Raw genomic sequence first — 12,846 nt, forward strand, 5'->3', positions numbered from 1 at the left:
GTGCGGCTCAGCGGCCCGAGGACGGCTGAAAGACATTCTCGACCAGCGCGGGCGCATCGGCCTGCGGCACGTGGCATTGGTTGCAGAAATACCGGGTTCCCGCGATGTGATCGAGTTCGTTGCCGTCACGGTCCAGATAATGCGTCATCGACAGGGTCGGCGCATTGCGCTCACCGGCCTTGGTCCAGTCGTGGCAGGACAGGCATTGATTGGTGCGGGTGTCGATCTGGTACTGGTCGATCGAATGCGGGATCAGCGGCGGTTGCTGGCGATAGTTGCGCTGCATGCGGCCTTCGATATTGCGGTGGATCTGATCGACCGCGACCGGCTCATCAACTTCGGCGCCGCGCAGGGTAGTGACCTGCGCCGATTGTGCGACAGCGATCCCACAGGCCAGCGCTGCCGGGATCAGGGCGGATAGGCCCCATATGGTTGGCTTGTTCATGTCTGGCTCTCCCTTTCTTTGGTCAGGCGGCGCGCGGGTCCGGCGCGGCAGGTGGTTCGGCCAATCGGTTGTCGAACCGATGGGTAAAGTTGAAAACGTCAACCGCACAAACATCGATGCAGCGGCCGCAATTGGAGCAATCGGGCGACAGGATCAGCGGGCTGGTGCCTGTCTTTCCCTTCAGCACAGGGGAAATCACCTGGTTTTCCGGGCAGACCGCGTAGCAATCCATGCAATCGTCACAGGCCGCGCGGTTGGCAGCGCTGACGCGCAGCAGGCTTTTCCGGCCAATCAGGCCATAGAAGGCGCCCACCGGGCAGACATGGCCGCACCAGCCGTGGCGCGACACGAATAGATCAAACAGAAAGATCGCGGCGATCATGGCCCAGACGAATCCCATGCCAAAGACCAGCCCGCGATGCAGCATGGTGATCGGGTTGATCAGTTCCCATGCGATGGTGCCGGTCAGGGCCGAAACGATCAGCACAGTGGCCATAATCCACAGCCGCGTGCTGCGCTTGGGTTGCCAACCCTTGGGCAGATACAGCCAACGATGCAGCCAGTTTGCGGCATCGGTCACCGGGTTGATCGGACAGACCCAGGAACAATAAACCCGCCCCCCGATCAGCGCATAGGTCACCAGCACGGTCCCCCCGCCGATCACGGCGGTCAGCGCAGGCCAATGCCCAGCGACCAAGCCTTGCAACAGGATGAACGGGTCGGTCAGCGGCAAAACACCCAGCGTCAGCGACCCGGCCAACGTGCCCTGCACGATCCAGATGCCGAACCAAGGGCCCAGCAGGAACAGCAGCAGGAAAAACAGCTGGCTGGCACGGCGCAGCAGCAGATAGCGATGCGCGCCGATCCAGCCTTTGACCGCGATGGCCTCTTGGCCCACCGGATCATGGGTGCGCGCGCTCATGGTCGGGCCTCCGGCAGTTTGAAGGCTGGCTCAAATCCGCCGGGTGTAACGAGGTTATCGGTCCCCGGCCCCGGCAGGCGATCGGGGAGATCGATCAACTCATCCACAAGCGGCGTGTTTTCCTCCCACCCCTTGCGATAGTGTTCAGCCGACGCGCCACGGGCCAGCCGCGCGGGCAGCACCTTGATCGCCGCCTCGGGCAGCACGCAGGCCTTTTCGCAGACCCCGCAGCCCGTGCAATGATCGGCATGCACGGTCGGCGCAAATATCGCGTGGTGGCCAGAGCGTTCGTTGTGCGACAATTCCAGCGTGATCGCGTCGTCGATGACCGGGCAAACGCGATAGCAGACATCGCAGCGCAGGCCGAGGAAGTTCAGACAGTTTTCCTGATCAACCAGCACGGCGGTGCCCATCTGCGCATCGTCGATATTGTCCAGCCCCTTGTCCAGCGCACCCGTCGGACAGGCGGCCACGCAAGGGATGTCATCGCACATTTCGCACGGTGTTTCGCGCGCGCTAAAATAGGGCGTGCCGGTGGCCGCCCCATCCACGCCCAGTTCCGCCAGTTTTAGCGTATCATAAGGGCAATCGCGCACGCACAGCCCGCAGCGGATGCAGGCGGCTAGAAAGTCCACTTCGGGCAGCGCGCCAGGCGGGCGCAGCGCCTCGGCCGGCAGGGCACGGGCGTCGCGGGCCAGATAGGTCAGCAGCGATCCGGCCGCGACGCAGCCACCCGCCATCCGTGCCGTATCCGTCAGGAATCGGCGTCGTTGTGGGGACAGGGGTTTGCTAGCGGTGGCCATGCCTTCACCCTCGCCGAACTATGCCCGCTCGATCTTGCAGGCGCATTTCTTGAAATCGGTTTCCTTGGACAATGGACAGGTGGCATCGAGCGTCAGCTTGTTGGTCAGCTGGCCCTCGTCAAACCAGGGCATGAACACCAGCCCGCGCGGCATCTTGTTGCGGCCGCGGGTTTCAACCCGGCTGGCGACCTCGCCCCGACGGGTAGAGACGATGATCTCTTGCCCCCGGCGCAACCCACGGTCCTTGGCATCTTCGGGGTGCATATAGACCACCGCTGCGGTATAGGCCCGGTGCAGTTCGGGGACCCGGCGGGTCATCGACCCGGAATGCCAATGCTCCAGCACCCGACCGGTGCAGAACCAGAGATCGTATTCTTCATCCGGCACTTCGGCAGCAACCTCGTAAGGGGCGAAGATGATATTCGCCTTGCCGTCCTTCTTGCCGTAGAAATTCACCTCGGACCCTTCGGGCACGTATGGATCATAGCCTTCGCGGAACCGATACAGCGTTTCATTGCCGTCCACGACCGGCCAGCGCAGGCCGCGTGCCTGGTGATACGTGTCGAAGGGCGCCAGATCATGCGCGTGGCCGCGGCCAAATTCGGCATATTCCTCGAACAGACCCTTTTGCACGTAGAACCCGAAATGTTCGGATTCGTCATTGGCAAAACCCTGGGCGGTTTCCGAAAGCGGGAACCTGTCGACCACGCCATTGGTAAAAAGCACGTCATAAAGCGTCTTGCCCGCCAGTTCAGGTTTCTTGGCAATTAGCTCCTCGCCCCAGGACTCTTCCACTGTGAAGCGCTTGGAAAACTCCATCACTTGCCAAAGGTCCGACTTGGCCTCGCCGGGTGCGTCCACCTGTTGGCGCCAGAACTGGGTCCGGCGTTCGGCGTTGCCATAGGCACCTTCCTTTTCCACCCACATCGCGGTGGGTAGGATCAGGTCGGCCGACATGGTGGTTACCGTGGGATAGGGGTCTGACACGGTGATAAAGTTTTCCGGGTTGCGATAGCCGGGATAGCCTTCTTCGTTGATATTGGGCGCGGCTTGCATGTTGTTGTTGCACTGCACCCAATAGGCATTCAGATCGCCATCCTTCAGCTTGCGGTTCTGCAGCACGGCGTGGAAACCGGGCTTGGGCGGAATGGTGCCCGCCGGGATATTCCAGGCGGTTTCGCAAATCTCGCGGTGCTTGTCGTTCATCACCACCATGTCGGCAGGCAGACGGTGGGCAAATGTGCCAACCTCGCGTGCTGTACCGCAGGCCGAGGGCTGCCCCGTCAACGAAAACGGCGAATTGCCCGGTTCGGAAATCTTGCCCACCAACAAGTGCACATTATACATCAGCGAATTGACCCATGATCCGCGCGTGTGCTGGTTGAACCCCATGGTCCAAAGGCTCATGACCTTGCGGTTGGGGTCGGCGTATTGCTGGGCCAGCCGCTCCAGTTGCTCTGCCGGGACGCCAGACAGTTCCGACACGTATTCCAGCGTATATGGCGCGACCGCAGCGGCATATTCATCAAAGCTCATCGGCTCCAGCTTGCCCGAATTGGGGTTCTCTGCGGCCTCTTGCAGTTCATGGGTATCGCGCAGACCATAGCCGATATCGGTTGCGGTCTTGGTGATGTTGACGTGCTTGCGAACAAACTCTTCGTTCACCGCGCCATTCTGGATGATGTAATTGGCGATATAGTTCAGGATCGCCAGGTCGGTCTGCGGCGCAAAGATCATGCCATTGTCGGCCAGCTCAAACGAGCGGTGTTCAAAGGTCGACAGCACATGCACCTCGGTCCCCGGTTTGGTCAGGCGCGTATCGGTCAGGCGCGACCACAGGATCGGGTGCATTTCCGCCATGTTCGACCCCCAAAGCACAAAGGTATCGGCGTGCTCCAGATCGTCGTAACAGCCCATCGGTTCATCAATGCCAAAGCTGCGGATGAACCCCACCACGGCAGACGCCATGCAATGCCGCGCATTGGGATCGATGTTGTTGGTGCGGAACCCGGCCTTCATCAGCTTGGCCGCGGCATAGCCTTCCCAAACCGTCCACTGGCCGGATCCGAACATGCCCACGCTGGTCGGGCCCTTTTTGGCCAGCGCTTCTTTCCACTTCTGCGCCATGACGTCAAAGGCCTCGTCCCAGGATACGGGCTCAAACTCTCCGTTCTTGTCATAGGTGCCGTTGGTCTTGCGCAGCAGCGGCGTGGTCAGCCGGTCCTGCCCATACATGATCTTGGACAGGAAATAGCCCTTGATGCAGTTTAGCCCGCGGTTCACCGATGCCTCAGGATCGCCCTGGGTGGCCACGACCCGGCCTTCCTTGGTGCCCACCAGAACCGAACAGCCCGTACCGCAGAACCGGCACGGCGCTTTGTCCCAGCGGATATCCGGCGTCGCGGCCTGGGCGTTGGCCGTGCCGGCAGCCAGCGGAATACCAGCGGCGGATGCGGTCGCAGTCGCGGCAGTTGCTTTCAAGAACGTACGGCGGGATTCGGAAATGGTCATGGGCTGGTCCTCCGGCTGATATCTTGGCTAAGGGCATTGGCGCGCGGACGAGTCTCCGCAAGGTCTTCGAAATGGTGATAGGTCAGGGTGAGAGAGATCACCCCGGGGATCTGGTGCAGGTCCATGATGATCTCGGACGCCATTCTTGCAGGCGTATCTTCAACCACCACAACAAATCGGCCGTCGTCGGCAGCGGCGTGAACCTCTACACCGTCGGTGTTCAGCATAGCGGCCTTGGCCGTCTCGGTGCGCTCCTGCGCGATATGAACAAGGCATCCGCAGATATTCATCCCGCCGCCTCCATGCGCTGCCCGGAGCCATATGTCATGGTGATCGCGCCTGTGGGGCATATGCTCACACAGGCCCCGCATCCGCTGCAGGCGTCAGGGTCGATATGGATCGCGCCTACCGGCCCGGCGCGCAGATAATAGCGCAGCGCACGCGTATCGCAGGCATCGGTGCAACTGCGGCAGGAAACGCCCGCGTTCAGCAGGCAGGCAGCGCCGAGCGATGCGGTCAGCGTCCAGGGCAGGCTGTCCAACTGCGCAAAAACGTCCTCTTCGCAGGCGTCCGCGCAATCGCCGCAGAAGGTGCAAAAATTGCCCGAGAAGTCGATGACTGGCGTTCGTGCGGGTCCATGCGTCAGGACCGTCTCCGGGCAGGCCGAAATACAATCGCCGCAAGATGTACATTTTTCCCGAACCCGAGACTCATCCGTCCACGGTGGCCGCACCATCCCTTCGTTACGCCTCTGCCAGCCGACCTGCCGTTTTTGCGATCTGAATACCTGATCTGCTGTCAAAACATTGCCCCCCGTGCTGACCTGAGCCTAGCCAGCCAGGCGATGCCCGTCCTTGACGGAAGTCAAGACTGACTAGGAAAGCATTGAGAAGTTTTTGAGCGCCTCAATATCATGCAAACGGATCTGCCGCCCCTTGATCGAAACGCCATGCTTGTTCAGCTTTCGAAAGGCGCGCGAAAGGGTTTCGGGCTCCATCCCCAGAAGGGAGGCAAGGACTTGCTTTTCATAAGGAATCTCGATGGTTTGGACCGACGCACCTTGGGGCGCACGGGCCAGGATATATTGGGCGATCCTCTCTGCGCCAGAATTCGACTTCAGCTGTTCAATCTGCCGGATCAGCCGGTGCATGTGCATGTAAGTTGCACTCAGGACCGCGCCGAATGCCTCTGGATCGGCGCCAATCGCCTTGCGAACTACCTCGTTGGGCACTGCAAGGACCCGGCTGTCGACCAGCGTGGCCGCCGATACCGGATAAGAATGTGAGCCAAAGACCAACGCCTCGGCAAAGCTATCCCCGCCGTGAAATACCTCCACCACCGTCTCTTTCCCGTCTTTGCCAATGCTCGAAAGTGACACAAGGCCAGATAGGATCGCATATACGGTCGTTGCATGCTCCCCCTGCCGAAACAGCGTCTCTCTTGCCGGAACCTCCAACACGCGACCCTGAGCAAAAACGCTGTTCCGAATTGCCTTTGGAAGAGAGCCAAAGAAAAGCGTCGACTGGGCGATCTCCATATCAACTTTAGTAATCATAGGTTTCTCTCTGTGAAGTCAGTTGGAATCACCGCGAAGTGTCCACAACAAACAATAACTTCCAATGACACAATATCCTCAATGTTGGAATTGGGCACGGTCCGTATTTTGCTAGTCTGTATTCGCCGCGGCGAAGATTTGGATCGCACCATTTCATTCTTCGCGATTGACCGGTCCCGCAGTCTTCGCCACCACCCGCAACCTGGATGATGCAGCTTCGAGCTATTGCTGCGTCAGCAATAGCCGCAGGTGCGCATGGTCGGTTGCTCGCCTGAACTTCGTCCCTGTTCCCGGACATCGGGGTAATTTACCTCTGTCCAGGAGAGGAGCATGGAATGGGACAATCGAGACGAACGTTCACAGTGAGTTCAAAGCCGCAGCTGTTGGTCGGCTTTATGAGCCTGGTGCTACACAAACCGGCGTGGCCAAGGAACTGGGTGTCACAAGCTCGCAGTTGAAGACGTGGCGGTTGGAGATTGAAGCGGCAGGATCGATGGCCGCGATGCGCAGGCAACAGGCGGATGCCGCGGAGTTGGATCGTTTGCGCAAAGAGAACAAGCGCTTGAAATTGGAAAACGAGATCCTGGAGAAAGCCTCCGTTTTTGTCGCCTCAAGGGCAGCGAAGACATGAACGCGAAGCGTGCTTTCATCGTTGCCCAATAGGCAAGTTATCCTGTCGCTCAGCTCTGTCGTGTTTTGGGCATTGCGCAGCTGGTTTTATGATTTTGAACACTCGCAACCGGCTCGAATTCGACGACAACAACGGTGCGCAGAGCGAGATGCCGATCTGCTTACAAAGATCAAAACAGCGTTCGCTCGAAGCAATAAGCGATACGGGTCGAAGCGGGTCCACCGGGATTTGAGGGCTGGCGGCGAGGTCGTGTCAGAGCGGCGCGTGGCGAAAATTACGCAAAAGAACAAGATCTCACCACGGCTGCACAAGCGACGCAAGCCGCGCACCACAGATAGTAATCACAGCCTTAAGCCCTCACCAAATCTGCTGGAACAAAAGTTCGATTGCATTATCCCAAACCGAATTTGGCTCGCTGATATCACTTACGTCGATACGGGCGAGGGATGGCTCTACGTCGTTGCAGTTAAGGATATGGCCACACGTGAAATCGTGGGTTGGGCTATGGACGATCATCTGCGTTCAGAACTGTGTTGTGATGCGCTGAACATGGCCCTGGGGCGACGTGGCCCGGTGCTCGGTCTCATCCATCATTCGGATCGCGGCGTCCAATATGCTGGGAGTGAATACCGTGCATTGCTGCGTTCTGCTAAGATCGTTCAATCCATGAGCCGGACAGGCCAGTGTCTCGACAACGCGCCAATGGAGAGCTTCTTTGCTTCGCTGAAAAAAGAGCTCGTACATCAAACGCAGTTCAAAACGCGCGCTCAGGCAAAAGCCGCGATCTTCGAGTACATTGAAATCTTCTACAACCGGCAGAGGCGACATTCGGCCATTGGTTACCAAACACCAGCGCAAGCGTACCTAACCATGACTTGGAAAAGCGCCGCGTAGGGTCAATAATCAAACTGTCCGGAAATCGGGACGAACTCCATGGCCGAGATTGCTGCTGCGTGGCAGCACAGATTTTTTCGCTCATGCCGCAATTTTCGTTCTGCGAGTGCGCGCAGCGAAAATATCAAATTCACAGGATGGGCTCTATTCCGCTGTTCGCCACAAACTGTACCAATGACTGCTATCATGTGCTGCGTGGTCTGGAAACGAAACCTGGCTGCCTCGCTCAGCTGCGGTCTGGCTTTGCATTAGTCAGTAAGCGTGTGAAAGTCATTATCATGGCCAATGCTGCATCTTTTTCTTTACCAACCTGTTTCAATCAGGCCGAACCACTAAGCGACAGTCTTAGGTTCATAGCTGTGGACGTCGAGACTGCCGGGTACGATATCGCGAGCATCTGTCAAATTGGCCTCGCGTTTGTAGGGTTTGACAGCTCAGTTGTAACTTATAGTGCATACATCGATCCCTGCACGCCATTCGCTGCCGGCAACACCCGATTGCATGGCATTGATGCAGCAACTGTCAAAAACGCCCCCAAATTTGCAGAAGTACTGCCAGGCCTGCGTCCGGTTCTTGAAGCATATCCGCTTATTCAACATAGCCGTTACGATGAGAAAGCCTTTGATGCAGCGTGCCGACTTGCAGGACTTCAAGTATTGAAGTCGGTATGGTCAGACAGCGTTGCCATCGCTCGCCAAGCATGGCCGGAGTTGCGGGGCAATGGTGGGCATGGTCTGGCCAATCTCAAAAAGGTGTTAGAGCTTCAATTCAAACACCATGATGCCGGAGAAGATGCACGTGCTGCTGCCGAAGTTACTTTGAAAGCAGAAGCGTCAATGGGGCGAAAAATCAGGCTGCTGAATGCCTCACAGCAGTTGGTCTTTGATTTTTAGTGATGCGAGAGGGCGACTTCGTGGGTCGTAAGCATCAAAACAACCATCAGCGCAAACTGAGGGTTCAAATTTCATGAGAAATAGTACTTAGAATTAATATACATGCTATGTGTATTTTATGGACGCCAAAGAGTAACATTCAAAGATAGGTGTCAGTTAAGGCTATGATTTACATACAAAAAATGTTTATCAAATGAGCAAGCTATGGGTCATTTTACAATCATGGAGGAAAGGGAGAGAGGCAGTATCTTTCTAAATCTCGATTTCTCTTGCTTCAGCTGCGTATACGCCGCGGGCCAAACGAGCGGCGATATTGCGATGGGCTTGCGCGCCTGATCGCACGAAACTCCCGGCGGAAAGTCTCCAACGATCCGAAGCCGCACGCAAATGCGATATCTGCCAACGGCACATCGTTTTCTTCCAGGAGGTTCGCGGCGTGGGCTACACGCTCTGATTTCAGCCAACTAATGGGCGTTTCGCCAGTAGCTTCACGAAAACGCCTGGCCAGTGTACGTTGTGACAGGTTGGCGACCTCGGCCATACGTTCAATTGTCCAACGTTCGTTCAGCGAGGTGCGGATTTTGTCCAGAAGTGGTGCGATCCGACCACCACGCTCTGACGGCACCGGGCGCGGGATGAACTGGCTTTGTCCGCCATCGCGTTGGGCCGGCAATACCAGCCGTCGCGCAACCGAATTGGCGTGGTCGGCGCCAAAATCCTGCCTGATGATATGCAGGCACAGGTCGAGGCCCGCCGCCGAACCCGCAGAGGTCAAAAGTTGATCTTCATCCACGAAGAGAACGTCGGGATCCACCTTGATTTTCGGGTGGAAATCTACGAGTGTTTCTGTGTATCGCCAATGGGTCGTCGCACGGTGGCCGTCCAACAAGCCAGTTGCGGCAAGCACAAAAACGCCCGAGCAAATCGTAGCAATACGCGCCCCATTTTGGTGGGCGCGGATCAGAGTGGACACAAGCGTTTCCGGCACTGGAATGTGTGCGCCTTTCCACCCGGGAATAACAATGAGATTGGCGGCTTCGAGTGCTTTCAAATCGTGGTCTGCCTCGATCCGCACGCCGCCAAGTCCGTGTATCTCGCCTGGTTCAGCAGCGATTGTTCGTGTGGTGTACCAAAAGTCAAATTCGTCCCGCGGCAATGCGAAAGCTTCAACGGCAATGCCGAATTCAAAAGTGCATAAACCGTCATAGGCAAGGATACAGACGGTGGGTTTTGTGAAGTTGCTCATTTTGGCAGAATCTGACCGTTGTTTGACTATCTTGCCACTAGCATATGTTCAAGCTTTGCCGCAATACCTGTGAAACACTCATGAAACTGGAGACCAGTTATGTCCACACTCCCAAGTGCCGTTGCCGAAACCCCCGCAGCCACCAGCGAAGATGCGCTGACACATTTTTCCAAGAGACTGAGTTTTGAAACTGACTGCTGGGACACCCATCACGGGTTGTCGAAAGGGGCTGAGGACTTTGTTGTACTCGATGTGCGAGGGCCAGCGAACTACGTCGAAGGTCATGTGCCAGGTGCCATCAGCTTGCCGCATGGTAAGATCACCGAGCGCAAAATGGGGGATTGGCCAGAGAACACGTTGTTTGTTGTCTATTGCGCCGGGCCGCATTGCAATGGTGCGAACAAGGCCGCTGTGCGTCTGGCGCGTCTCGGCCGCCCTGTCAAAGAGATGATCGGCGGTGTGACCGGCTGGATTGACGAGGGTTTCATGCTTGCCAAAGGCGAAGCCCCCTCCAGTGTCGCCGACGTTGAAGGCAAGGCGTGAACTGGGGTAAGATTGACACGGATGTTGATTGCAAAAGGGCATCGATGATGCGCGTAAAGCTGCGGGACGCCATGCCAAACGACGTGCCGCAGCTGATCGAACTGATGCGCGGTCTGGCGCGGTTTGAAGACTATATCGATGACTTCAACGTGACAGAGGATGATCTTTTGCGTCACGGCTTTGGCCCGAATGCTCTGTTTCGGGCACATGTGGCTGAAGTCTCCGATGGTGAAACGCCCCGTCTCGGCGGGATGGCAGTCACTTATATCGTGCCCTGGACCTACAGCCTGCGCCCCAAACTCATCCTGAAAGAGCTGTTCATAGCAGAAGAATGTCGAGGCCAGGGGCTTGGTGCGTCGCTGATGCAATCGGTCAAGGATCGAGCGAGAGATGTCGGTGCCGATCACGTTGCCTGGACCGTCATGCAAGGCAATGAGAAGGCCGAGGCCTTTTATCGCTCTAACGGTGGCGCACCAGATTTGAAGTGGAACAACTGGACGATGCCTGTAGATTGAGTTCATTGCAAAGCGGCGCAGCGCATCTGTTGGCCAGCGATCCTTTGTGATGGTACCAGCAGGTGCATGCCTGCGCCGATGCCTGACTAGAGGCACCAATCGCAAAATTTCCTGCATTTCATCGGACCGAGTTTCGATTGAGGCAGTGTGATGGTCGACAACTGCCAGCAGGCTGGTGTGCTACTGGCCCAGAATGCGCGGCATCATTGCTGCGACCGCTTCAAGCGGGGCGCGACTTTTTGTGATCCTCGACATGAGTTCGGCACCCTCAAGCGCAGCGACAATGGCGGTCGCACGCTCTCGCGCGTCATGGATGTCACAGCCATGACATTCAAGTTGTCCCGCCACAAGGTCTATCCAGTCCGAGAGGATTTCTGCGCCAGTCGCCCGCAATGTCTCAGTCTCGGCATTTGCGTGGAGCGCTGTTGCCGTGACTGGGCAGCTTTCAAGCCAATTCGTCATTTCGAGACTATCTGCCCATCTGATTGCACAAGCTTGTAGCCCCCGGACCAAGTCTGAGTTCGATTGAATAGCAGCAGAAATACCCTCTGCGACAGAGGCTCCGCCACGTTGCATCGCTTCGCGCGCAAGCTGTTCTTTGCCTCCGGGAAAATGAAAATACACTGATCCGACTGGCGCACTGCTTTCCTGTACAACATCCGAAATGGCTGTCGCCCCATAGCCTTTGCGGCGCAGCACACGATCTGCACCATCGAGCAGGCGTTCGCGGCTACCTGATTTCCGTGTTTTTCGTTTTTGTTGCATTCGTTTCTCTAGCTATATAGAGCGTTCTCTATAGTTAGTAGGATGTAAATTTGGAAGGGCAGAAATGGGCGATACAGAAACGCTATTGAAAGACTTTGCAGAGGCGTGGGGTGCGCGGGATCTCGACGCGGTTGTCGCGCTTTTTGCAGAGGATGGCGTCTATGCCGCGTCGGTTGGCCCGGAACCCGGAACCCGGGCCCAGGGGAGGCAGGCGATACGTGCGCTGGTCGCCGAGATGTTCAAAGTTGACAACGGCGCCACATCGGAAACTTCCGAGCCAGTGTTGTTTGAGGATGGAGCCTTCTGGACCTGGCGTTACACCTTGCCTGATGGCTCGGTAGAATTGGGATGTGATTACCTACGCATTGTCGATGGCAAAATCGCGTTGAAGGATGCGTATCGCAAAACCCGGATGACTGGCTGAGGGCGTCGAAATGGAAATCTACAAGGCCAGATTGTTCAAAGCGCATAACGTTGTTCAGATGTCGGGGATCCAGGTGAAACCTTACTCGATTTCTGCCCCAGGCCGAGAGGACATCGATCTAAATGGCATGCTGGATCAGGCTGCAATTTCGCTTGCATCATCCATCGTGACATCAATGGCGCATCGCGAATTAGGTTACCTCATCTTTCATGCGGGAGAAGAAGCGAATTGGCTTTTAACACGCATCTGGATGGACGGCGGAATTGTCTCCGGGCTATTGGCGCGTTTTGAGGGTGGTAAAATCATTGATGTGCACGAGCCCTTCATCGAATGCGTTTGGGAAGAGATCGTCGCTCATCACGAACGTCAGGCCTGGGTCCGCCATATGATGACTACTGAAGAAAATCCGACAGGGTATCTGACCGATCTTTTGCCTGACGGCAGGTACTGAGCGCAGCTTACGTTCCCCTTCGGATTTGATACCTGTACTGTCGATCAGAAGGTTCAGCGGCCCGGTTCCTCTGCGATACGGGAAGCTGCCATTCAGGGTCAGGCAGGTCTGGATCGCAGCATCGCTGTTGACGCCGCGCCTGCCGCCCGGTGGCGGCACCCAGACCATCTCCGGATCAAACCAAAGCTCAAACGATCCGCGGCGCTTCAGTGCAACATTTTAAGCCGACCAGTTTGTGCAATAAAGCC

Annotated in this window: 16 protein-coding genes and 1 pseudogene; 7 read left to right on the forward strand and 10 right to left on the reverse strand. The window is 57.0% G+C overall.

The window, feature by feature from the left end:
- Positions 1-7 precede the first annotated feature (7 nt).
- From AC2FD8_RS07885 to AC2FD8_RS07915, 7 genes are all read right to left on the reverse strand, one after another.
- Complete coding sequence (locus AC2FD8_RS07885; RefSeq protein ID WP_496855144.1) at positions 8-445, reverse strand: nitrate reductase cytochrome c-type subunit; 438 nt, start codon at positions 443-445, stop codon at positions 8-10.
- A 22-nt stretch (positions 446-467) separates the two neighbouring features.
- The gene (gene napH / locus AC2FD8_RS07890; protein WP_496855143.1) at positions 468-1,367 is read right to left on the reverse strand and encodes a quinol dehydrogenase ferredoxin subunit NapH; all 900 of its coding nucleotides are present in this window, start codon (positions 1,365-1,367) and stop codon (positions 468-470) included.
- Positions 1,364-2,170 carry a ferredoxin-type protein NapG gene (napG, locus tag AC2FD8_RS07895; protein WP_496855141.1) on the reverse strand — a complete coding sequence of 269 codons (807 nt, stop codon included), beginning with the start codon at positions 2,168-2,170 and terminating at the stop codon, positions 1,364-1,366. Before napG ends, napH begins: the two co-directional genes overlap by 4 nt.
- 18 nt (positions 2,171-2,188) lie before the next feature.
- Complete coding sequence (napA, locus tag AC2FD8_RS07900) at positions 2,189-4,681, reverse strand: nitrate reductase catalytic subunit NapA (RefSeq protein ID WP_496855139.1); 2,493 nt, start codon at positions 4,679-4,681, stop codon at positions 2,189-2,191.
- Entirely contained in the window at positions 4,678-4,971 is a 294-nt protein-coding gene (locus AC2FD8_RS07905; protein ID WP_496855137.1) for a chaperone NapD, read from the reverse strand. The genes napA and AC2FD8_RS07905 overlap by 4 nt, the downstream gene beginning before the upstream one ends.
- Positions 4,968-5,417: a ferredoxin-type protein NapF gene (gene napF, locus AC2FD8_RS07910; RefSeq protein ID WP_496855135.1), complete on the reverse strand. Its 450-nt coding sequence runs from the start codon at positions 5,415-5,417 to the stop codon at positions 4,968-4,970. Before napF ends, AC2FD8_RS07905 begins: the two co-directional genes overlap by 4 nt.
- 138 nt (positions 5,418-5,555) lie before the next feature.
- Positions 5,556-6,236: a Crp/Fnr family transcriptional regulator gene (locus AC2FD8_RS07915; RefSeq protein ID WP_496855133.1), complete on the reverse strand. Its 681-nt coding sequence runs from the start codon at positions 6,234-6,236 to the stop codon at positions 5,556-5,558.
- Positions 6,237-6,402: 166 nt separating this feature from the next.
- On the opposite strand from AC2FD8_RS07915, the gene AC2FD8_RS07920 reads away from it, so the two are divergent.
- From AC2FD8_RS07920 to AC2FD8_RS07930, 3 genes are read left to right on the forward strand one after another with little or no spacing between them, the layout of a single operon-like run.
- Positions 6,403-6,867 carry a transposase gene (locus AC2FD8_RS07920; RefSeq protein ID WP_496855131.1) on the forward strand — a complete coding sequence of 155 codons (465 nt, stop codon included), beginning with the start codon at positions 6,403-6,405 and terminating at the stop codon, positions 6,865-6,867.
- Positions 6,868-6,927: 60 nt separating this feature from the next.
- Positions 6,928-7,761 (forward strand): IS3 family transposase, encoded by an 834-nt coding sequence (locus tag AC2FD8_RS07925; RefSeq protein WP_496874299.1) that lies wholly within the window; start codon positions 6,928-6,930, stop codon positions 7,759-7,761.
- Between the two features lie 59 nt (positions 7,762-7,820).
- Positions 7,821-8,654, forward strand: a complete 834-nt coding sequence (locus tag AC2FD8_RS07930) for an exonuclease domain-containing protein (protein WP_496855128.1) — start codon at positions 7,821-7,823, stop codon at positions 8,652-8,654.
- A gap of 274 nt (positions 8,655-8,928) precedes the next feature.
- Here the strand turns inward: AC2FD8_RS07930 and ftrA are convergent, their stop codons facing one another.
- On the reverse strand, positions 8,929-9,900 hold the full coding sequence (gene ftrA / locus AC2FD8_RS07935; RefSeq protein ID WP_496855126.1) for a transcriptional regulator FtrA: 972 nt from the start codon (positions 9,898-9,900) through the stop codon (positions 8,929-8,931).
- A gap of 99 nt (positions 9,901-9,999) precedes the next feature.
- Between ftrA and AC2FD8_RS07940 the strand changes: the two genes are divergently transcribed.
- Both AC2FD8_RS07940 and AC2FD8_RS07945 read left to right on the forward strand, forming a co-directional pair.
- Complete coding sequence (locus tag AC2FD8_RS07940; protein ID WP_496855124.1) at positions 10,000-10,443, forward strand: rhodanese-like domain-containing protein; 444 nt, start codon at positions 10,000-10,002, stop codon at positions 10,441-10,443.
- Positions 10,444-10,487: 44 nt separating this feature from the next.
- On the forward strand, positions 10,488-10,958 hold the full coding sequence (locus AC2FD8_RS07945; RefSeq protein ID WP_496855122.1) for a GNAT family N-acetyltransferase: 471 nt from the start codon (positions 10,488-10,490) through the stop codon (positions 10,956-10,958).
- Positions 10,959-11,138: 180 nt separating this feature from the next.
- Here the strand turns inward: AC2FD8_RS07945 and AC2FD8_RS07950 are convergent, their stop codons facing one another.
- On the reverse strand, positions 11,139-11,723 hold the full coding sequence (locus AC2FD8_RS07950) for a TetR/AcrR family transcriptional regulator (protein ID WP_496855120.1): 585 nt from the start codon (positions 11,721-11,723) through the stop codon (positions 11,139-11,141).
- Positions 11,724-11,787: 64 nt separating this feature from the next.
- On the opposite strand from AC2FD8_RS07950, the gene AC2FD8_RS07955 reads away from it, so the two are divergent.
- Together AC2FD8_RS07955 and AC2FD8_RS07960 are read left to right on the forward strand one after the other, a co-directional pair.
- Positions 11,788-12,147: a nuclear transport factor 2 family protein gene (locus tag AC2FD8_RS07955; protein WP_496855118.1), complete on the forward strand. Its 360-nt coding sequence runs from the start codon at positions 11,788-11,790 to the stop codon at positions 12,145-12,147.
- A gap of 10 nt (positions 12,148-12,157) precedes the next feature.
- Entirely contained in the window at positions 12,158-12,598 is a 441-nt protein-coding gene (locus tag AC2FD8_RS07960) for a hypothetical protein (protein ID WP_496855116.1), read from the forward strand.
- A gap of 12 nt (positions 12,599-12,610) precedes the next feature.
- Here AC2FD8_RS07960 and AC2FD8_RS07965 read toward each other — a convergent pair.
- Positions 12,611-12,808, reverse strand: a pseudogene (locus AC2FD8_RS07965) (transposase); the annotation flags it as partial.
- Positions 12,809-12,846: the final 38 nt, after the last annotated feature.

This window comes from Ruegeria sp. YTSC192 (assembly GCF_059609705.1).